The sequence below is a fragment of the Microcoleus sp. B13-B6 genome, assembly GCF_036705405.1.
GTDB lineage: Bacteria > Cyanobacteriota > Cyanobacteriia > Cyanobacteriales > Microcoleaceae > Microcoleus.
Genome location: NZ_JAUBUJ010000015.1, coordinates 24237 through 46210, shown reverse-complemented (window position 1 = coordinate 46210; position 21974 = coordinate 24237). Strand labels below are relative to the sequence as shown.

Genomic DNA, 21974 nt, shown 5'->3' with positions numbered 1-21974 from the left:
TATTAGTCTACATAACTTTTCCTTGCACCCAAAGTTCCGACCAGCTATAATTCACGCTGGTCACTGCAAAATCTGGCTTTTGGTGAAATGGACGCTCAACATAACGCACAGTACAATTATTCAGAGATAACTGTGCTGAATCAGAAACTTCCACCAAAGCCAATATATAACTATCAGGTTTATTCAAAGCTGCAATAATTTCATTTCTCGTGACTGTCACCGTACTCGCACCCCGAATTCGACCTTTGACTTCAATAAAACGCAGCCGATTCGTGCCGGGGATGCGCGATTCAATATCGTAACCGCACTTGTCAGCACTTACATCCCTTGGCTGAAAACCTAGTTTTCGTTCCGCCGCCATCACTGCTTCCATAGCCAGTTTTTCTACTTGCTGTTTTTCTTGAGCGAAATTACCTGAAGTTTGTTGAGTTTCCCCTTTCAAATGCTGGATCAAAGCCACAGGTACAATCAATGCACCGCCCAAAACCACTGGCGATTTAGCTGATATATTACGCTCTTGCTCTAACTCTGCCAGTCGCTTTTCCCGACGTGCTTTTAGTTCTTCTGCTCTCCGACGATAATTATCGTAATTGAGTTGTGCATTCGTCTGTACCCCAATTTTTTGCCTAAAAATTTCGGCTTGATTCTCCCAGTAGTTAATTTCTCTAGTCAGTCGCTCTTTTACAGCTTCTATTGTCTTATTAATCCGCTCCGTCCGCTGCTTTTGCACTTGCCCTTTATGCCGCAAAACTAGGTGTTGAATGGCATAATCTCGCGCTTGTTCCTCAATCCCTTTCTGTAGGATGGAAGATTGATTATTTAATATCTGGGGTAGCAAAGATTGTTCGGATTGCAGCAAAGGTCGGTAATCTAAATAGGGTGCGTAACCTGCATTTTTAGCGTGACCTTCTGAGTCAATCTCAACATACTGCATCTGCCTAGAGACAACTCTGAAATTGCCAGATTTGTCCTTACGAGCATCTTGAATAGAATGTTCTAGGTACACTAAAATGCGAACTTGTTCAGTCAAGTCATTCTCATCCACAAGGATACAGCCTTGTTTTAATAAATCACGATAGGGTTCCAAAATTAAATCTATTGTGTGATTTAAGAGTGGATGACCGGGATAGATAAACTCAGCGCGTGATTTACCCCGAAGATGAGCTTGAGCTTTTTCAAAACAAATGTGACGGTAACGCTCACGTAATCGGTTGCGGAGACTAACTGGAATAAAAGTCACTTCATAACATCCCGATTCACCTCCCTGTATGTTACCACCAAGCAGCCGAAAGGCTGCTATAAAAAAGTCTATTATAAAGTGGGGTTGTAGCTTATGCACTTCTGCGCGTTCAATATTTTCATAAATTTGACGCAGCTTAGAAGTGTCCATTAAATTATGATAAAGTGACCGTTTTTCTAGGATCTTTTGAAGGTGCTCTAGATTAAGTTTGTCCTCAATATCTTGCTCTAGTTGCGCTTGCTTGTCGGGCCTATCACCATAGCGAATAGCATCAATTAAAAGTTCCCCTAGTTGTTTACCGTTGATCGCCTCTCCTAAGACATCAAAAACTTTACCTCCTAATGCTTTTCGCGCCACTTCTAATTTTTCCAGCACCCTTTGGAACACTTTTCCCTCTCGTGTATCCACTGCTACCAAATTCCAGAGATGGCAGATTTCTGTTTGACCAATCCGGTGAATGCGTCCAAATCGCTGTTCTAGTCGATTGGGATTCCAGGGCAAATCATAATTAATCATTAAATGGCAAGATTCATGGAGGTTGATCCCTTCACCCGCAGCATCATTAGCCACTAAAACTTGCACCGTAGGATTTTGATTAAAGTCCTTCTGTATGTTCTGGCGATCCTCTTGTTTGATACCGCCATGAATGGTAGCAACTGCTTTTTCGCCTATGATTTCCCTGACACGGAGTACCAAATAGTCCAAGGTAGCGCGATGTTCAGTAAACACAATAATTTTGCGCCTTTGTCCCTGAGAATTAAACATTTCTGGATTATTTTTAAATAGCTTAGAAAGCTCTTCCCATTTTGTATCAGTACCGCTTTTTCGTACTTCTTGTGCCAATTGTACCAATTTTTCTAGCTTATCAATTTCAGCTCGAAGTTCCGCAATAGTTGAAGCTGCCGTAGCTTGATCTACAAATTCATCTTCCAGATTTTCTATTTCAACAACTGGTAAATCTTCTAAATTCTCTGATTTGGGACAGGTGGGTATCTTCAGTAAATCTTCTTCTTTTTGACGCGATTTCTTTTCCAATCGCTCCCGTCGCCCTTGCAAAGACTGGTAAATTGCTTCTGGGGATGATGCCAGTCGTCGCTGTAAAATTGTTAGGGCAAAACCGATGCTCGTCTTGCGTCCCTTCTCTAGTTTATCAGCCCTATTGAATTCTTTTTCTACATATTCAGTCACTTCTTTATAAAGCAGCGCTTCCAAATGTGATAGATGATAAGCTAAAGAGTAAGATAGACGTTCTGGCAACAGAGGCTTGCCTTCCAAATCTACTAAGTCTTCTTTTAGCATCCGTCGCATCATGTCAGAGGTGTCTGCATAATGGACGCCATTACGAAACTTGCCCTCGAAGCGATCGCCGTCTAGCAGCCTCATGAACAGTTGAAAATCTTCTTCTTTGCCGTTATGAGGCGTAGCAGTCATCAATAAAAAATGGCGGGTAGTTTTACTATCTGATAGGATCTTGCCAAGCTTGTAACGTTTAGTTTCTTTCACTTCACGCCCGGAGAAAGAGGCAGACATTTTGTGAGCTTCATCGCAGATAATTAAGTCCCATTCAATTGACTTGATATTTTCTTGAAGTTTTTTCTCTTGACTCGATTTATCTCTTTTTAATTTATCTACCCTAGCAATGACCAAGGGCATCTTTTCAAAAACGTTTTCTGTGAGTGTGGTCTTGATGTCGTTACTAAGAATTTCAAAATATAGCTCAAATTTACCCTTGAGTTCTTCTTTCCACTGGATTGCTAAGTTGCCAGGAACAACAATTAAACAACGCTGCAAATCACCGCGCATCATTAGCTCTTTAATCAACAACCCGGCCATGATGGTTTTGCCTGCCCCTGGATCGTCAGCCAGCAAGAAGCGCAAAGGTTGACGCGGTAGCATTTCTTCATAAACTGCCGTGATTTGGTGGGGATACGGCTCGACTTGTGAGGTATGAATAGCCAAGAATCGATCGAATAGATGGGCAAAGTCAATTCGGAGGGCTTCCGAAACTAGGCGAAATAAAGCCCCATCAGCATCGAATCGCCAAGAATATTTTTGAGTGATAAGTTCTAATTGTGCCTCGTCTGAACGATACAGGACGCGATCTCCTAGATTACCGCTGTCATCAGCTCGATATATTAGTGTGACAGCATCGGCTCCACACTTGGAGACACGTTCTACTGTGACTGTGGTGTTCGGTAGAATTCCTTTAAGCTTAACCCCTTCCCTTAATTCCTCAAGTTTAGCCATGATGAGTGCGATCAGTCCCTTATGAATTGTGAAAAGTTTGTAAATAAATTTATGTGGTTAAGGATACTCCAGCGTCACAAAAAGTCTAGTGGATACCGGATTTGCACTGGGCCATGCACAGCCACAAAAGATCATTGTTGCAGCGGCACTCCTCAATCCACTTCAAAAGGTATATGAAATTAAAATACTCTTCTAATTGCATAGGTGATTTGGGAGTAATAAATAGGGGTTTTTAATGTCTGATTTTAGCATTTAATACGTTCGACCGAAAAAGCAGATCGCCCGATCGAACTTTCGCCACAAAAATAGCCGACTTTGCCTTCGGGCTGTAAGCAGGTACAATTGCCAGCTATATTAACTGTATTGTCTCAAAGTAGAAATGATAAAGGTACGAGCATGGCATCCATCCGCGAGTTGCACCGACAACTGGTCAATAAAGAACGCTCTGCTGTGGAAATTACTCAAGAAGCATTAGACCGAATTACCCAGCTAGAGCCGAAGTTGAAAAGCTTTCTGTGCGTGACGGCAGACAGCGCATTGGCGCAGGCCCATAAAGTGGATGCCCAAATCGCAGCCGGAGAGCAAATTGGCCTGTTGGCCGGTATCCCGATCGCCGTTAAAGATAATATGTGCACCGAGGGCGTTCCCACAACCTGCGCCTCTCGGATTTTGGAGAATTTTGTGCCTCCCTACGATGCCACCGTCGTCTCGAAACTCCAAGCAGCCGGTGCGGTGATTGTGGGTAAAGCGAATATGGACGAGTTTGCAATGGGGAGCTCGACGGAAACTTCTGCTTATCAAGTTACCGCGAATCCTTGGGACTTGGAGCGCGTGCCCGGAGGGTCTTCTGGCGGTTCTGCCGCAGCAGTGGCATCGGGAGAATGCGTCGTGAGTTTGGGTTCGGATACAGGGGGCTCGATCCGCCAACCTGCTGCTTTTTGCGGTTTGGTGGGGCTGAAACCGACTTATGGGTTGGTTTCTCGCTACGGTTTGGTGGCCTATGCTTCTTCTCTCGATCAAATCGGGCCCTTTGGCCGGACTGTTGAGGATTCGGCGATTTTGTTGGGAGCGATCGCCGGTTACGATCCGAAAGATTCCACGAGTCTTAATGTCCCAATTCCTGACTACGCTCAAGCTTTAAGACCCAGTTTGCGACCGAAGGGTCAGATTAGAATTGGTGTAATTAAAGAAACTTTTGGTGTAGGGCTGGACTCCGGGGTTAAAGACGCTGTTACTAAGGCGATCGAGCAATTTCAACAATTGGGCGCCGAAATTCAAGTCATTTCTTGTCCCCGGTTCCGCTACGGTTTGCCCACTTACTACATTATTGCTCCCTCGGAAGCTTCGGCAAATTTGGCGCGATATGATGGAGTTAAGTACGGTTTCCGGTCTCCAGACTCCGATAATCTTTTGGATATGTATGCCAAAACCCGCTCTCAAGGGTTCGGTGCGGAAGTTAAACGCCGGATTGCGATCGGCACTTACGTATTGTCGGCTGGATATTACGATGCCTATTATCTAAAAGCTCAAAAAGTTCGGACTTTGATTAAAGAAGACTTTGAAAAAGCTTTTTCTCAAGTTGATGTTTTAGTCTGTCCCACTGCTCCTACTACAGCATTTAAGGCAGGCGAAAAATTCAATGACCCTCTGAGTATGTATTTGTCAGATTTGATGACTATTCCCGTGAATCTTGCTGGTTTGCCAGCTTTGAGTTTGCCCTGCGGATTTGATGATAAAGGACTGCCCGTGGGTATACAACTGATTGGTAATGTTTTGCAAGAATCTCGGCTGTTTCAGGTGGCTCACGCTTACGAACAGTCTACGAATTGGCACTTACACCACCCGGAATTGCATTAATTTCTGAAAATCGGCGGAATACGGTGGCGGAAGTTAGTAATCGATCTTGGCTAATTGTCTGAATTAATAATTTGCCATTAGCTTTTGAGCGATATCTAATTTCCCGCGTGCTCTATCTATGAACAATCTGCTAGTATTCCTTTTGTCTAAATCGCTAATAGCTTTTGGGATAGTTTTGGCCGTTGCTTATTCTGCTGCTTGTGTATTCCTCTTTGTAGCGCAAGGTAAGTTTATCTTTTTTCCCGCGCGCGCGATCGAAACTACGCCAGATGATTTTCAGTTGCAATATCAAGATGTTTGGTTGCCAATTTCAACTAAAACAGGCGCGGTGGAAAGCGTGCACGGGTGGTGGATTCCTGCATCGGAAAATCCCCCCAGCCCCCCCGAAGCTAGGGGTAGAGCAAGAAAGGGGGAGGCTGTTCCCTCTGTTAACACCGGAGACTCGGATACCCCCCCCAGCCCCCCCTTGCCAAGGGGGGGAGCTAGAGGAGTCGGAACGTCCCCGCAAAGTGAGAGACCGGCAGTCGCTCCGGTTCCCCCCCTTAACAAGGGGGGGTTAGGGGCAGGGCTGTTTGATTCTCACCAAAAACGAGGTTTTTGTAGGGGTAGTGCCCCCGTGCCTACCCCCGCCACCAACCATCGAATGGGGGTTTCAGCCCAAAAGGGCCGGCACGGGGGCACGGCCCCTACCAAGAATGAAACCGCCCTGGGGTTAGGGGGGGTAGTTTTGTACCTGCACGGTAATGCTTCAAATGTGGGAGCAAATGTCGAACACGCTTATCGATTTCATGGGTTAGGTTTGTCGGTATTTGTGATGGATTATCGTGGTTATGGAAAAAGCCAGGGCGATTTTCCGAGTGAATCTCAGGTTTATGAGGATGCTCAGCTTGCTTGGGATTATTTGGTGAAACAGCGGGGGATTAACCCGAATCTAATTTATATCTACGGTCATTCTTTGGGAGGGGCGATCGCGATCGATCTAGCCGTGCGTCACCCGGAGGCGGCAGGGGTAATTGTAGAAGGCACTTTTACTTCGACGCGGGCGATGGTGAATTTCCAAAAAGGGCTGTTTTGGATGTTTCCGATCGATGTTTTGCTGACACAGCGGTTTGATTCTCTTTCAAAAGTCGATCGCCTGCAAATGCCTGTGCTGTTTATTCACGGGGCTGCGGACAATGTAGTTCCAGTGGAAATGACCAAAAAACTGTTTGATGCAGCACCTGAGCCCAAACAGTTGTACATAGTTCCTGATGGAGGTCACACTAATGTGGCACAGATCGGGGGCGCAGAATATCTGCAAATACTGAGCCAATTTTTAGGTTCTTCACAGTAGATAAAAGCTATTGGCGGTAACAGGTTAAGTTTAATATCTGTACCGCCTGCTCGCCCTTCTAACTGTACATATCTAAAGCGGAGCAGTTATCCCGATGATACCGCTTAGTACAACCTTAATACATTCAGCCACCAGTCATTTAAGGCATAGCAGTAATTACAGTAATTGTTCGTGCTTATAGCTTGTTCTTTCTTAACTTCGCAGCCTCGCCGAGATGTTTTTTGGTCTGGCATCCGGGCACCGCAAAGATTGGCATCTGTGAGATTAGTTTTGTTCAATCTCGCATCCCTCAAGTCGGCATTTCTCAGGTCTGCACCGCTGAGATTTGCACCGCTTAAATCGGCTTCTTGGAGGTCGGCACCCCTGAGATTTGCACCGCTTAAATCGGCATTTCTCAGGTCGGTTCTATTTAGTTTGGCGGCGCTCAAATTACTGCATTTTAAATTAGCCAACTGGAGCGATGCGTCTCGCAGAAAACTCTCGCTGAGGTTGGCATTTTCTAAGTTGGCTCCCCTGATGTCTGCCCTGCTCATGTCGGCTTTGCTGAGGTCGGCGTCAGCCAAAAAGGCGTTTCTCATGTTGGCGTTGTTTAAATTAGCTTCCATTAAGTCAGCCGCAGTCAAGTCGGCATCAACTAAGTCGGCCCTGTTGAGAGTGGCGCGGCTCAAGGAAGCGCCAAACAAATCTGCACGGCTCAAGGAAGCGCCAAATAAGTCGCATCCGGGACATCCTCTGGTTTCTAGCAGCCGCTTGACTAGAGACAGATTTTGAGCTTGTAAGGGAAGTGCGGCGCAAAATGGGAGTAGCATTATCGCTGCAGTCAGAATTTTCAGTTGGATTTTGGTCATAGTCGGGGTAAGTTCTGTAACTGCCTTTCATCAACGATTTGTCTGCGGGACTTACGCGCGGGGGACCAAAAACCCGGTTTCCTCGTTAATTCCTCGCTGCCCAACCCAATATTCTGAGCAGAAACAGGGTTGTTTGCGTAAGTCCTAGTCTAGTGGATGGACGCGACTCGACGGTGTAAGGTTCGCTCGCCCTCACCCTCGCGGATATTACTTACGCCTTTGGGATCGCAGCGCCCACTTCCCGGCTCCCGAACAGCTTCCAACGGCCGTCACAAGGCGCTGAATACCAGGGATTCTGGAGCTGGCGACGGCTGCGGCAAGTGACCGACTCCGACAACGGATAAGTATTTGTAATAGATGCAGTTGGATTTTGCTGCCGAGGGCGATCGTTCTCCGTACAGGCGATCGGTAAATAAGCCAATTGGCTTAGACTCTTAAGACATATTGCTGATGCGCTGCCTTCTCTAAAAAAGATAGCATTTTTGTGTGATCCCCGAAATAATACCGAGCAAGCAAGTATAAAAAAAATACCAAATGTCTCGGCGGGTGGGAAAATTGGGTACAGCTAATACTTTCAGACGAGGAAAATAGATGTCGAACAGCATAGATCAACTTGCAGAAGGCGGGAGGGGGATCAAACTCATGTGGCAGATTGCAGACGATCTCAGTTACACCCGGACTCTCGACAATCGAAATTGTTTGTGGCTGAGTAAAAGTTACGAAGTAGAAGATCGCACTCGATCGCAAAATATAAAAAATGCTAGCGTTTTAGATGGGTTAATGAATTTATTAAACACCTGGGATTGGCAGACTGAAACAGAGCAGGAAGAAGAGCTGTATGAAACTTGTGTTCAACATATTAGCCTGCAAGTCAACACAGATGTCAATGCTTTAACTCAAGTTTTGTTGTGGTTTGAGCAGTTGAAATATTTATCGCTCCCCAATGAGGTTTGGTGTAAGTTTCAGTTGGCGTTGGCTGAAGGTTTCACTAATGCAGTTCGCCACGCTCACAAAAAGTTGCCAGTAGAAACTCCTGTTCAACTGGAAATTATGGTGTTTAACGGACGGTTGGAACTCAAAGTTTGGGATTGCGGGCCGTGTTTTGATTTTGATGCTAAGCTAAAGGAAATTAGGGCAGCAGATAGAAATAACGGCTTGGATTTAGAAGTTTTGAACGATGCTTGCTTGATGCCTAGCAGACAAAAAACTTTGGAACCGTCTCTATTCCTAATTGCTGGGTAGCTTTGGGGTGAGGGACAATTAACAGACTGGCACGGTGAAAAATGTGTTATGGTAAAAACGGTGTTAGGGGAAAAGTTACGGGTTTTGTCTCCGCGTGGGTGAGGGGTTTTGAATACGGCAAACCTGCTGCGGCTTGGGTTAAGAGCTATGGTATTGGGTGATTCTATAGCGGTTCGAGAGAAACGGGTGCATCTGTCTAATTAAATATAAAAAACTAAACATTAAAAGTTAAAAATTATTCACACTAATTTTTGAGCTTTTAATTTATCATAGTATCTGGTCGCTCACCCATTACTAATGATTTCCAAAGAAACTTTATTTGTTCTCTCTCTATTTCCCTACTTGGGATTTCTCTGGTTTTTGACTCGATCGGGAAAAACACCCCGTTTAGCTCTGATGGGATTTTACGGGACTCTCGTTTTTGTAGCGGTGACGATTCCCGCCGCTATTTACGCAAAAGTTGCCTACAACGAGTCACTAGCAAATGTCGATTGGCTGCACGGTTCTGCGGAACTATTCTTAACACTTGCCAATATTTTATTAGTTTTAGGCTTTAGAGAAGCGGTGATTAAAGCCAAAGCATCGTCACAGAAGGGCGACGAGGAGCAAGAGTGTCTTTTAGATGGGGGAGAATAGCCGGGATCACCTCAGTTTGGTATTTGCTCTCTGCAGAAATGCTCCAGAATAGCCGTAGTTAACAGTTAAGTGTTGACCTATCAGTTTGTGCTCCGCCAACCTGCAAAATTTTAGGAAAGCACTACAATATATGGAAACTCACATCAAGCACTTTTAGTGTCGTCACCTTGGTTTCTTGCCACGGGCTCAACCTGAGAGCCGAGATTTTGGGTTAAGAAAGCGAGTTTCTCAGGTATTATCGAGAATGGTGCTCTGGGCGTGAGTGGAAACAGACTACCATGTTGCTAAGTTTAGCAGTGGTGGGAATCTCCAGGCAGAAAAAAAGATGAGCTATTGTCTCAATCCCCATTGCCAAAAGCCGCAGAATCCTGACTCAACCAAGTTTTGTCTGGCGTGCGGCTCTAAATTGCTACTGAAAGAGCGTTATCGCGCCATTCAACCTATCGGTGAAGGAACATTTGGCAGAACTTTTTTAGCTGTCGATGAAGATAGGTTGAAAACTCCCTGCGCCATCAAACAATTTTTCCCCCAAGTACAAGAAAAAGCTGAATTAGAAAAGGCAACTGCACTGTTCAAACAAGAAGCTCACCGACTACACGAACTCGGAGAACACCCGCAAATTCCAAGTTTGCTGGCTTCTTTTGAACAAGCCAAACGTCTGTATCTTGTGGAAGAGTTAATCGATGGAAATAATTTGTTTCAGGAGTTGCAGCAGCGGGGAGCTTTTAGCGAGGAACAGATTTGGGAATTGTTGATCAATTTGTTGCCTGTTTTGCAATTTGTTCACGAGCAGCAGGTGATTCATCGGGATATTAAGCCGGAAAATATTCTGCGAAGAACTCCCCAAACCTTGTGGGCGGCGGCGGGATATGGCACCTCAACTCCTGGTAAAGGAAAAGGAGGGGCAAATTTACCTCCATCTTCTGGTGGTATGAAAGGGATAATTGTCGCTGAATCTCCTGCTGTAGAGGGCAAGGCCAGGGGGGGTCAGTTTGTGCTCGTAGATTTTGGAGTTGCTAAGCACATTACCGGCCTTTCTGAGGCGCAAACTGGAACGATAACTGGAACTGCTGGCTATGCGCCCATCGAACAAATTCGCAGCGGCAAGGCGTATCCGGCGAGCGACCTTTACAGTTTGGGCGTTACCTGCATTCACCTGCTAACAGGGGCGGTACTGAAGGATTTGTTCGATGCTTTGGAATGCAAATGGATTTGGCGATCGCACCTGGCGCAAAAAGGCATAAAAGTCAGCAAAAAATTAGCAACTATTTTGAATAAATTGCTCAAAGATTCGGTAAGAGAGCGATATCAATCCGCTGCTGAAGTCTTGCAAGACTTGGTAAATGTTGGGCAATATCCCCGCTCTCAAATCAGTTATAATTCGCCCACGAAAATAGCTATTAATTCGCCAGTAACTAACTCGCAGCCCCATAAAGCAACCGCCGTCTCAGCCGCGCCGCCCGCCAAGATTCATGTTGCGCCATCCGCTGGCAATCCGACATTTTTGTCGTCTAATAACTGGCGGTGCGATCGCATTCTCCACGGTCATTCAGCCTCGGTTAATGCTGTGGTTATTAATCCTCAAGGCAATATTCTCGCTAGCGCCAGCGATGATAAAACAATTAAGCTGTGGAACCTGGAAACAGGTGAATTCATCCATACTTTTTTCGGCCATTCCGCAACGGTTGATGCTGTGGCAATCAGCCCAGACGGGAGAATGATGGTTAGCGGCAGTTTTGACAGAAAAGTCATTGAGTGGAAGCTGGATAAAAAGGCGATGATTCGCGAATTTTACAGCGATTTTGGTTCGCCGTACAGTCACCGATACGGCCCCGTGTACTCGGTGGCTTTTAGTTGCGACTCTGGAGCGATCGCGAGTGCCAGCGGCGACAAGAGTATTAAATTGTGGAATCAGCGCAACGGAGAATTGGTTCAAAAACTTTCGGGACATTCTGACAAGGTTTTATCTGTTAGTTTTCGCCCTCAAAGTATGATGCTTGCCAGTGGTAGTGCTGACACAACTATCAAGATGTGGCTGGTAGGTATTGGGGAGAGTGTACGGACTTTTGTCGGTCATTCAGATTGGGTTTATGCGATCGCATTTAGTCAAGATGGAAAGACGATTGTCAGTGGAAGTGCCGACGCTACTGTTAAATTGTGGAATGCCGATACAGGGGAATTGATTAATACTTTGAGGGGGCATTCTGATGCGGTGATTTCGGTGGCGATGAGTCCAGATCGCGAAACTATGGCTAGTGGCAGCCGAGACGGTACAGTTAAACTCTGGAACCTGGAAACAGGAGAATGTTTGTGCTCTCTTGCTGGGTGCAATCCGGTGGCTTTTAGTCCAGACGGTCAAACTTTAGTCACCGGTGGGGATGGCGGCGAAGTGTTAGTTTGGCGGGCGTCTGTTTAGTTGGGCGAGATAAGTGACATACTTGTGAAGGCGATCGGTGTCAGTGTCAAGTAAACGACTGGCCCAAGAATATACATTAAGTTGCGATCGCATTTCTCGAAACACCGCAGCCTCCCCGCGATTGTCTAGAGGAAAAACCCAAGCATCAAATTTAGCCGACTTGAGACGGCTAACAGTTCCCTCGCCATCTTGCACCCACAATTGACGGTTAATGCGAAAGGGTTGACACGAATATTCACCGACAACAATTCCCCCCACAGAAACGCTAGCATCTTCTCCCCCATAGGAAAGTTCTTCCAAAAGGGCTTTGAGGTCATTGAGTTTTTCGCCGTCTTGTACTTGCTGCAGTGTAAGCTTGACAATCACCATTTCTAAAACTTCCACAGGTTTTGTCGATCGTACAACGTTGACTGGTTCCGCCGGCCAATGGTTATTTATTTCCGGTTCCGCCTTCTCGATTTCCTCTTCAACCTGTACTGTTTCAACGGGCTTTGCAGTGTCTACAATTATCTGAATTTCCTCGCCATCTTTCTCTATTTTTCCACTAATCAGTAAGATAGCATTCTCTACAATGTAAGGTTTCACTTGTTCGTAAGCCTTGGGGAACACCACAGCTTTTATTTGAGCGGTCAAATCTTCTAATTGCAAAATTGCCATCGCCTCGCCTTTTTTTGTCACTACCATTTTGATAGCGCTGAGCATGACAATAACTGATACTTTCCCCTTTTTATCTGCTAACTGTTCGAGAGTCACAACATCGGGGTCTTCGTTTACTTGCATGAGAAACTTTAGGGGATGTTCTGACACATAAAAGCCAAGCAGTTCTTTTTCTAAACGCAATTTCTCCTGTTTTTCATAATCTTTTATTAATTTAGATTTGGGCGCGGACTCATAGGTATTGACTGACTTCCCGAAGCTATTCGCACCTAACAAGTCAAAAAGATTGCCTTGGCCGCTTTCTCGGTCTCTTTTGCGCTCTTGCGCCCATTTCATCACTCCTTCGAGGTCGTTTACTAATTGCTTGCGGTTGTTTTCAATTTTATCAAAAGCACCGCATTGAATTAATGCTTCTAAAGCGCGGCGGTTGACAGAATGGAGATTTACGCGATCGCACAAATCAGCCAACGATTTAAACTTACCTCCTTCCTGCCGCGCCGCCAAAATATTTTCAATTGCCGATTCTCCCACATTTTTAACAGCCGAAATTCCAAACAAAATTTTATCTTTTGCAGCGCCAGTCATCTGTTTCGGCATCGGTGTAAAAGTAAGTTCCGAACTATTAACATCGGGCGGCTCCACCTCAATACCCAGCTTGAGACAATTGGCAATATATTTCTGTACTTTATCCTGATCGCCCCTGTTAGCAGTCAGCAGCGCAGCCATGTATTCTAGAGGATAATTCGCCTTTAAATAGGCAGTTTGATACGTGATATAGGCATAGGCCATTGAATGGGATTTATTAAAACAGTTAGATGCCACCAAACTATTTTCTAGGATAAAGTTATGTTCTCGTTCAACGCCTATGTCATAGACTTCTTGAGTTCCTAGGGATTTTCGACTAATAATTTTTACCATGTTTGTAACTCCTGAGAATAGCCTCTATTTTAGTTTTCTTTCGTTGCAATCCCAAGCGGGGATATTGATACACAAAATCATAGAATGCTTGTATATTTTTTCGACTAAAGATTCTCCAATAATAAACTTTTTTTAATTGATGCTCTTGTACAGAACCCATCCCTAGGTGCATTGCTAGTTCGCGGGCAAATTCAAAGGAACCAACAATGCAGACTAAACCGCCACTTCTACCTTTGTTTGCATAAGCACAACCGTCACCGTCAAAATAGCCTAACACATAAGACCCTAAATATTTTAAGTTAGGGAAATAGGTAACTTCCGAAAAAGTTCTTCCTGTTATGATGCCGTAGCCCTGTAAAGAGCTGGCCAGCTTTTCAGAAGAAAAATTTATTCGGTAGTGAGGAGCATAATTTTGAGGCTGAATAACTCTAATTTCACCAGAGTATTGTAGCTCTATGCTGAGCATTTCTGTAAGTTCTTTGTCAATAGATTCAAAAGCTACATAATTAGTTTGAGTAACGCAGCCATCAGCAGCTATCAATCCTAATAAATAAGCTTTAGCTTGAGAGTCAATTACATCAAAATAGCTCTCATTTAAAGTATAGCGGTTTCGCCGCTTAGTATTAATGTCGGCTTCTTTTAAAACCCTTGAAACTGCTCTTTCGCTCACACCAAGGTAGTTAGGAATGTCTCGACACTCCATGCCGTGATTAAAAGCAGAAATGATTTGTTCCTTGTGTTCCGATTTTAGCTGCCTATAGTCGAGATACATTTTATATATCTGAGCTAGAGTTGATTTGTTTTAAGTCTAATCCTTGTTCAAAGATTTCGTCAATGGGCAGCATTTGACCGCCAACAGTCATAAACTTGTGATCTTTTGTGGCGCGAATTATCGAGCCATCTTCCAGGCAATACTCAAAGACCTCCTGCTGCCCCCGGCGATGCCACTGTGCAATTGACTGTGTATAAATATAACCGTTGCTATCAACACTATAAACAGTACATTCAATTTTTTCCTCAACAATTTTGCCAATAGCCATCGGCCCATATTCCACAGTCAATATCTTCGTGTCATAGCTCAAGCAATATTCCGCGAATTGCAGCATCTGTGCGAACAGTTTATCAGCTATTCTTTGACTGACTCCATTCTTAGTTGCGCCGTCGATAAACGTTTCTTTTTGCTTCTGCATTTCATCAGCTTTCTTCTTGCCCATTGCCCGCCGCAGCAAGTCAGCTTGCCCCAAAGAATATCCCGCCAAATCTTGAGCCATCCGCATAATTTGCTCTTGAAAGCAAAGCGTTCCGTAAGTCTCTTTTAAAATCGGCTCTAATAGCGGATGATCGTACTCAACTGTTTTACCGTGCTTGCAGTCAATAAACTGAGGAATCAAACCTGCATCCAGCGGCCCAGGTCGGTAAAGTGCCAAAATAGAAGAAATATCATCCAGACAGGAAGGTTTGAGTTTTTTCACTACATCCAGCATTCCCGATGATTCTAGCTGAAAAATACCTTCTAAATCTCCTCTTTCTAAAAGTCTATAGGTTTTATCTACATCATCGGGTAACTTTTTGATTCGGCCAAAAGTCTCTTGAGCTCTGCGCTCTATATCAGAAGGTAACATTTCTGGATCTACAATTAGATTTTGGGTTTGCTTAATATAATCAACAGTTTTCTGGAGCGTTGTTAAATTTTTCAATCCCAAAAAGTCCATTTTCAGCAGCCCCAAAAATTCCAAATCTTCCATGAAATATTGGGTAATCACAGCCCCCTCATTATTCTTTTGCAGCGGTACAAGTTCATCCAACGGCTCGGAAGAAATTACCACACCTGCCGCGTGAACACCATAGGTTTTGTTAGTTCCCTCAATACGAATTGCCATGTCAATCCACTGACGAACTGGGACTTCAGTACCTGTTTCTGCATTTATGCAAATTGTATTTTCATAGTTGTCTTTAAATTCCTGTGCAGGTGTTTCATTGGAAATCATCACTTTAAGTTTTTCCGGTTTTCCCCTGGACACGGGAATTAATTTTGCCATTTCGTCGGCTTTTTTGTAGGGAATACCTAACACCCTGGCAACATCTTTCAAGACAGCTTTTGATGTCATTCTGTTGAAAGTAATAATTTGCGCTACGCGGTCGCTACCATATTTTTCAGTAACGTATTTAATCATGTCGTCCCGCCTTTCTATGCAGAAATCGCTATCAATATCTGGCATGGATTTCCGTTCGGGATTGAGAAATCGCTCGAATAGTAGTCCGTGATGTACGGGGTCTATATTGGTGATTTTGAGGACGTAGGCCACTAGAGAACCTGCGGCCGAACCGCGTCCCGGCCCTACTGGAATATCGTTGTCTCTCGCATATTTTATGTAGTCCCAAACTACTAAAAAGTATTCTGAAAAGCCCATCTGCTGAAGCATTTTCAGTTCGTATTCTAGTCTTTGTTTGTAGACTGGGGGGATTTCATTTCTGGTGCGGGCTTTGAGGCGTTCTAACAGTCCCAGCCAGGATATTTCTTCTACATAAGTATCGGCTGTATGTTCGGGGGGAATTGGAATTGTGGGAATCCGAGCTTCTCCTGTGAGCTCGTATCTCGATACTTTATTTGCGACTTCTAGGGTATTTTCGATCGCCTCTTTGATTGTTTCATCATCCAAATGATCTCGAAACAGTTGCGCCATCTCCTCTGCGGACTTAAGATATTCAGTACCGCTGTAGCGCATCCGCTTGTCTTCTTCAATCAGTTTGTTGGTGTTAATGCACAGCAAAGCATCGTGTGCTTCTACGTCGTTGCAGGAAATATAGTGAGAATCATTGGTGGCAATTATTTTAATCTTGAGTTCGCGGGCAATTTTAACGATTTCAACATTAACAATCCGGTCTTCCGGGGAACCGTGGTCTTGAATTTCTAAATAGTAATCTTCCCCAAATATTTCTTGATACTCTTTGGCGACTTCGCGGGCCTTATCTAGCTTGTTTTGCAGAATGTTTTGGGGAACTTCGCCACCCAAACAAGCACTGGTAACAATTAAACCTTCGGAGTATTGTTTTAGCAGTTCCTTGTTGATGCAAGGTCGGGCAAAAATACCTCTTTCAGGCATTCCCTTTAAATGGGAAATTGTGGTTAGTTTGACGAGGTTTTTATAACCTTGGGTATTTTTAGCTAAAACAACTTGATGGTATTTTCTTCTACCTCGAACTTTTACTTCAATGTCGCCGTTGACGACATACATTTCATTGCCAATAATCGGCTTGATATTTTTATTTCGGCAAACTTTGATTAGCTCGATCGCCCCGTACATCACCCCGTGGTCAGTAAGGGCGATCGCGGGCATCCCCAATTCCACCGCCCGTTCTGCGAGCTGCTGTAGCTGAGAAGCCCCATCTAGTAAGCTATAATCGCTGTGAATGTGCAAACCAACGAAGGACATAGGGATTTTAGATTTTAGATTTTAGATTTTAGATTTTAGATTCTACACTATCCGCGTGTCAAAGGGTAAAATAAAAAAACAAAGTTTTATGTTACTTTTGAGATAATTTTGGTGGGGATACGATGTCGCAACGCATCAGTTCGCCTCCGCCGTATTTGTTAACAATTATCAATTGTTGAGTTACGAGTTCACAGTTATGCGTTAAAATATTGAGTGCTAGAGTTAAGCATTAGCTGGAATTTTTTAAGTGCCAAGCAAGGTAATTAAATGCTGCACAATTATCAATTAGCTCTCGAAGAAATTCCCCCACTGGCTCAAACTATTGGGCAGCAGTTTAGCAGTTTGCCTCAAGTTGTAGCCGTCGTTTTAGCAGGTTCTCGAACAACTATAGTTACGGATGAGTCGTCTGATTTTGATTTTTACGTGTATGTTAAAGATGAAATTTCTGTTGACATACGGGAGGCGATAGCGAGACAATTTTCCGATCGCATCGCCATCAACAATCAATTTTGGGAACCCGGTGACGAGTGGATAGATATTAACACTGGTTGCGGTATAGATATTATGTACCGCAAGCCCGAATGGATCGAAGAAGAACTCGATCGCATCCTGGTCAAACATCAAGCATCAGTAGGTTATTCAACCTGTTTTTGGTGGAACGTTCTCACCTCATTATCATTGTATGACAGAGACGGTTGGTTTCAGCAATTGCAAGCCAATGTGGATCGACCTTATCCCGAACAACTCCGTCAAGCAATAATTGCCAAAAATTATCCGATTTTGCGCCACCAGATTTTTTCATTTCGCCACCAGCTAGAATCCGCTGTTTTGCGCCGCGATTCAGTAAGTATTATCCATCGAACAGCAGCTTTTTTAGGCAGTTATTTTGATATTGTTTTTGCTGTTAATTCTATCCCTCATCCGGGCGAAAAGCGTCTGGTAGAAAGGGCAACAGCTTTGTGTTCAAAATTGCCGGAAGATTTGGAGAGGCAGATTCACAGTCTAACTAATTCTATTTCGTTACCTGCAGGCGATCGGCAAATTTTACATTGTCTTGATGGACTGGTGGACAGTCTCGATGGATTGTTGATTGAGGCAGGTTTAATTGCTACTAATTCTTTCGCTAACTAGGTAAGTGCAAAAAAACCATAGTTCCATATCCTAGGGTTAGCACTGTGTAGACCCCTAAATATCGATCGAGCTTTTACAAATTTGCTTGTTTCAAATAACCTTCCAAATCTTTAATCCGTTCTTGCGTCACTCTGGCCCTGCAATAACCGTAGGTAGAAGCCGCCAAACTACCGCCTTCAAACTGCCCTTTTGCATACTCACAATTTTCATCTCGAAATTTAATCCAAGTACGCTGTGCCGCAGTCAACCTCTGCTTTTGTCTACTGCTGATTTTTGCTTGCAGTTGCTGATAGACTTGATTGAGCTTTTTGTCGGCCGCCTCAAACTCTTGACTAGAACACATATTCATGTCTAGCGTGGTTTGAGGACTTTTGCAGTTAGGTTGTTGGGCGACTTGTACGGGAATGTTGCTCGCTTGGCTGGGAAGCAATAATCCGGCTGTCAACAACAGCAAACTTGCGACAAATTTTACCCAAATAGTGCTATTTTTCACTTAGTTTCTCCTTTTTTTAATCTTTAATTTTCTCTGCTGGCTGAGCCGATCGCCAAATCCACCAAGCTGCCGCCCACAAAGTAAAATTGCCGATGAGAGTCATCGCGGCTTGCAGGGTAACGATCCATTCTAGGGCGGGAGAGTTGTCAAAATAGTGCCATGTACAGGCACACATAGCGCTGACGAGAGCGGGCAGCATTGCGGCGGAAAGGGCCCACCAAGCTCGGTTTTGAGTGACTTCGCCGTAAGTCCAAATTAACCAGATGGCGGCAATCCACTCGACGACGCTAGAGACGTGAATAATCCAGGTGGGAATTGACAAAGCGTGCATTTTTTGTATGGTGAAGGAAGATGAAAGATTTATCGATCGGGACTTACGCAACTGTCATATAAAATATGATGAGTCAGTCGATTTTAGATTTTAGATTTTAGATTTTAGATCTACTCCACAGATGAATCTTGGAGCTTGAGCTTTGGTCTAAAATTTTAGGAGCATCCACGACTTAAGTCGGGGCTTGTACCTGTTTTTGGGCTGGTCATATAATTTTAGATTAGCGATTCGAGATTTTATTAGATTTGCGATTTGAGCTGACTGATGACGTAAAGCCTTGAAGCTTGATGACAGTAGCATTTTTTTGGTAGTAGGAGCAAATCTCAAATCTCAAAAAAATCTAAAATCTAAAATCTAAAATCTAAAATCGTTAGATTCCCCATCACAAACAAATAAAAGAGTAGAAATGCGAGCAATTTTGTGCGGCTATTACGGTAAAGGCAACGGCGGCGACGAGGCGCTGTTGGCATCGCTACTGCAAATGTTACCAGATGGCGTGACGCCGATCGTCCTGTCTGGCAATCCTGTCGAGACCAATCAGCGGTACGGGGTAGCTGCGCGCGATCGCATGAATGCCTTTCAAGTTATCGAAGCACTCCGCACCTCCGACGCCCTAATCTGGGGCGGCGGTAGTTTAATCCAAGACGCTACTAGCATTGTGAGCCCTTTCTATTATGGGGGTTTAATGGGATTAGCGCAGCAGATGGGCTTAAAAACTGTTGCTTGGGCCCAGGGAATTGGGCCTTTGAAGCGCGAAATGACTCGCAAGTTATCTCAGCGCTGTTTTGCTGGATGCACCGGCGTCAGCGTGCGGGATAAAGGTTCAGCTACTTTACTTGCAGATTGGCAAATTCCCTTTACTTTAGCGCCCGATCCCGTGTGGGCTTTGGAGAATTCCCCCGTGTCGGGTTTGTGGGATTTACCTGCGCCCAGAGTGGCTGTTTGTTTGCGTTCTCACTCTACACTAACTCCCGCCCGTTTGTCAATCTTAACTCAAGCTTTAGTTGACTTTCAAAAAGCAACACGCACCTTAATTTTGCTGCTGCCTTTTCAAGCGTCTTACGACTTAGAAATCGCGAAACATTTGCACGAAGCCCTGCCCAAAACGAGCCGCATTCTCAGTTTAGAAGACCCCAGAAAATTGAAAGGAGTGTTCCGGGGAGTCGAAATGGCGATCGGGATGCGCTACCACAGCTTAATTATGGCAGCATCCGAAGAATGCCGCTGTTTTGCTCTCAGCTACGATCCCAAAGTCAGTCAATTGATGGATGAGTTAGAAATGCCGGGATACTTATTATCAGAATTGCCAGAAGATCCTTATTTAATCAGCAAAACCTGGATCGAACACTATGCTAACGGCGACGCCTTATCGCCAGACAGGATAAAATTTATAGTAGAGCGATCGCTCTTTCACCGCGAAGTATTGCGAGCCGCGCTCCAGCAGTCTCCGTAAGAGGTAAAATACCGTGACAGCCAGTACAGCCGACTTAAAAATTACCTGGGAAAAATTGCCAGACGACTTCATTTTAGATGAGGAACCTGTGGCAAATATCGACCAGCCCTTGCTCGCTGCAGCGTTGCGGGAAATCTTAGAAATCGCAGGGCTAATTGTAACAGGAATATTAGTTGCCCCAAACATGGGAATTTGTGCGACAGTAGACAGCAAGCTAGTTATCAAAGCTCCAGATTGGTTTTATGCCCGCAACGTCCAGCCGCTGGAAAATCAAGAAATTCGCCGCAGTTACACTCCCAACTTAGAAGGGGAAATTCCGGCGATCGTGATGGAATTTTTATCAGCTACTGCCAACGATGAATATTCTCGCAAAAAAACTTATCCCCCCGGCAAATGGTTTTTTTACGAGCAAATATTGCGAGTGCCAGTCTATGCACTTTTTGAACCAGCCGCCGGAGTGTTAGAAGTCTACCATTTGGATTCATCAGGAAAGTATGAAGTACAACCACCCGATGCTTTCGGCCGTTATTGGATTTCTGGAGTTGGATTATTTATAGGTGTTTGGTATGGCACAAAAGCCGAAAGAACCGGATATTGGTTGCGGTGGTGGGATGAAAGTTCAGAGATGTTATTGTGGGGTGCAGAAATGGTAGAAAGAGAACGGCAGGAAAGGGCTATCGCTCAACAACAAGCCGAACAAGAACGGCAGGAAAGGGCTATCGCTCAACAACAAGCCGAACAAGAAAGGGAACGGGCCGAACAAGAACGAGAACGATCGTCCATATTGGCCGCACAATTAAGAGCATTAGGCATTGAACCAGAAGCTTAAAAAATAGGCGAGGCTATTCTAGCGAAAATCATTGCCAGCAGTTCTACCGCATTCTTAGTAAGAGGTAAAATACCATGACATTCAATCCAATTCAATTCAAAATATCCTGGGAAAAATTGCCAAAAGATTTCATTTTAGACGAGCACCCCCAGCAAGATATCGACCAGCCTTTGCTCGCCGCCGCCTTACGGGAAAGCTTAGAAATTGCGGGGCTAATTTTGGAGGGAACATTAGTTGCGCCTCATCTGGCGATTTGTGTAAATTTCAACGATAAGCTAGTTATAAAAACTCCCGATCTGTTTTATGCCACCAACGTACACCCCCTTCCCGATCGAGAAATTCGTCGCAGTTATACCCCCAACCTAGAAGGAGACATTCCGGCAATTGTCATGGAGTTTTTGCCAGAGAATCCTCCTAGTTATCAGGATGAATATTCTGCAAAACAAACTTATCTACCCGGAAAATGGCATTTTTACGAACAAATATTACAAGCTCCAATCTATGTAATTTTTGAACCTGCGATCGGAGATTTAATAGTATATCATTTGAATTCATCAGCACAGTATGAAAAACAGCAAGCCGATGCAAACAATCGTTATTGGATTGCCGGACTTGGGTTATTTCTGGGTGTTTGGCAGGGAACAAAAGCCGAAAGAACGGGATATTGGTTGCGGTGGTGGAATGAAAGCGGAGAGATGTTATTGTGGGGAGCAGAAATGGTAGAAAGGGAACGGCAGGAAAAAGCAAATGTTCAACAGCGAGCCGATCGACTAGCCGCGCAATTAAGAGCAGCAGGCATTGAACCCGAAGCCTAATGCAATAATGAGCAATTTAAAATTGTCCCTCTGCAATTTAATATTGCTCATTAATTAAAAAGTATTGAACCACCTCGCAAAAATCAATATTTAT

General features: G+C 44.4%; 16 protein-coding genes. 9 read left to right on the top strand and 7 right to left on the bottom strand.

Annotated features, from left to right (window positions below):
* Window positions 1–7: 7 nt before the first annotated feature.
* A complete protein-coding gene (locus QUB35_RS09195) occupies window positions 8–3487 on the bottom strand; it encodes a helicase-related protein (protein ID WP_333141403.1) in 3480 nt (1159 codons plus the stop codon).
* A gap of 396 nt (window positions 3488–3883) precedes the next feature.
* On the opposite strand from QUB35_RS09195, the gene gatA reads away from it, so the two are divergent.
* Together gatA and QUB35_RS09185 are read left to right on the top strand one after the other, a co-directional pair.
* Entirely contained in the window at window positions 3884–5344 is a 1461-nt protein-coding gene (gatA, locus tag QUB35_RS09190; RefSeq protein WP_333141483.1) for an Asp-tRNA(Asn)/Glu-tRNA(Gln) amidotransferase subunit GatA, read from the top strand.
* Window positions 5345–5462: 118 nt separating this feature from the next.
* The gene (locus QUB35_RS09185) at window positions 5463–6677 is read left to right on the top strand and encodes an alpha/beta fold hydrolase (RefSeq protein ID WP_333141401.1); all 1215 of its coding nucleotides are present in this window, start codon (window positions 5463–5465) and stop codon (window positions 6675–6677) included.
* 104 nt (window positions 6678–6781) lie between these two features.
* Here the strand turns inward: QUB35_RS09185 and QUB35_RS09180 are convergent, their stop codons facing one another.
* Complete coding sequence (locus QUB35_RS09180) at window positions 6782–7525, bottom strand: pentapeptide repeat-containing protein (RefSeq protein ID WP_333141400.1); 744 nt, start codon at window positions 7523–7525, stop codon at window positions 6782–6784.
* A gap of 591 nt (window positions 7526–8116) precedes the next feature.
* Here QUB35_RS09180 and QUB35_RS09175 point away from each other — a divergent pair.
* From QUB35_RS09175 to QUB35_RS09165, 3 genes are all read left to right on the top strand, one after another.
* Window positions 8117–8767, top strand: a complete 651-nt coding sequence (locus QUB35_RS09175; RefSeq protein ID WP_333141398.1) for an ATP-binding protein — start codon at window positions 8117–8119, stop codon at window positions 8765–8767.
* A gap of 297 nt (window positions 8768–9064) precedes the next feature.
* Window positions 9065–9403, top strand: a complete 339-nt coding sequence (locus QUB35_RS09170; RefSeq protein ID WP_333141396.1) for a DUF3593 domain-containing protein — start codon at window positions 9065–9067, stop codon at window positions 9401–9403.
* 325 nt (window positions 9404–9728) lie between these two features.
* Entirely contained in the window at window positions 9729–11819 is a 2091-nt protein-coding gene (locus QUB35_RS09165; RefSeq protein ID WP_333141394.1) for a serine/threonine-protein kinase, read from the top strand.
* Here QUB35_RS09165 and QUB35_RS09160 read toward each other — a convergent pair.
* Genes QUB35_RS09160 through QUB35_RS09150 form a run of 3 tightly spaced genes read right to left on the bottom strand, consistent with a single transcriptional unit; the run spans window position 11796 to window position 16828 of the window.
* The gene (locus tag QUB35_RS09160) at window positions 11796–13394 is read right to left on the bottom strand and encodes a helix-hairpin-helix domain-containing protein (RefSeq protein WP_333141392.1); all 1599 of its coding nucleotides are present in this window, start codon (window positions 13392–13394) and stop codon (window positions 11796–11798) included. The genes QUB35_RS09165 and QUB35_RS09160 overlap by 24 nt on opposite strands.
* Window positions 13378–14166 carry an LAGLIDADG family homing endonuclease gene (locus QUB35_RS09155; RefSeq protein WP_333141390.1) on the bottom strand — a complete coding sequence of 263 codons (789 nt, stop codon included), beginning with the start codon at window positions 14164–14166 and terminating at the stop codon, window positions 13378–13380. The genes QUB35_RS09160 and QUB35_RS09155 overlap by 17 nt, the downstream gene beginning before the upstream one ends.
* Before the next feature lies 1 nt (window position 14167).
* Complete coding sequence (locus QUB35_RS09150) at window positions 14168–16828, bottom strand: DNA polymerase III subunit alpha (RefSeq protein WP_333141388.1); 2661 nt, start codon at window positions 16826–16828, stop codon at window positions 14168–14170.
* Window positions 16829–17095: 267 nt separating this feature from the next.
* Here QUB35_RS09150 and QUB35_RS09145 point away from each other — a divergent pair, with 267 nt between their 5' ends.
* A complete protein-coding gene (locus tag QUB35_RS09145) occupies window positions 17096–17959 on the top strand; it encodes a DUF4037 domain-containing protein (protein WP_333141386.1) in 864 nt (287 codons plus the stop codon).
* Between the two features lie 73 nt (window positions 17960–18032).
* Here the strand turns inward: QUB35_RS09145 and QUB35_RS09140 are convergent, their stop codons facing one another.
* Window positions 18033–18452 (bottom strand): lysozyme inhibitor LprI family protein, encoded by a 420-nt coding sequence (locus QUB35_RS09140; RefSeq protein ID WP_333141384.1) that lies wholly within the window; start codon window positions 18450–18452, stop codon window positions 18033–18035.
* Window positions 18453–18468: 16 nt separating this feature from the next.
* A complete protein-coding gene (locus tag QUB35_RS09135; protein ID WP_006632397.1) occupies window positions 18469–18783 on the bottom strand; it encodes a DUF2499 domain-containing protein in 315 nt (104 codons plus the stop codon).
* A 406-nt stretch (window positions 18784–19189) separates the two neighbouring features.
* On the opposite strand from QUB35_RS09135, the gene csaB reads away from it, so the two are divergent.
* The 3 genes from csaB to QUB35_RS09120 all read left to right on the top strand — a co-directional run bounded on the left by csaB (window position 19190) and on the right by QUB35_RS09120 (window position 21880).
* Entirely contained in the window at window positions 19190–20236 is a 1047-nt protein-coding gene (gene csaB, locus QUB35_RS09130) for a polysaccharide pyruvyl transferase CsaB (protein ID WP_333141381.1), read from the top strand.
* Between the two features lie 13 nt (window positions 20237–20249).
* Window positions 20250–21065 (top strand): Uma2 family endonuclease, encoded by an 816-nt coding sequence (locus QUB35_RS09125; RefSeq protein WP_333141379.1) that lies wholly within the window; start codon window positions 20250–20252, stop codon window positions 21063–21065.
* Between the two features lie 74 nt (window positions 21066–21139).
* Window positions 21140–21880, top strand: coding sequence for a Uma2 family endonuclease (locus QUB35_RS09120; protein ID WP_333141377.1), 741 nt, complete (start codon window positions 21140–21142; stop codon window positions 21878–21880).
* Window positions 21881–21974: the final 94 nt, after the last annotated feature.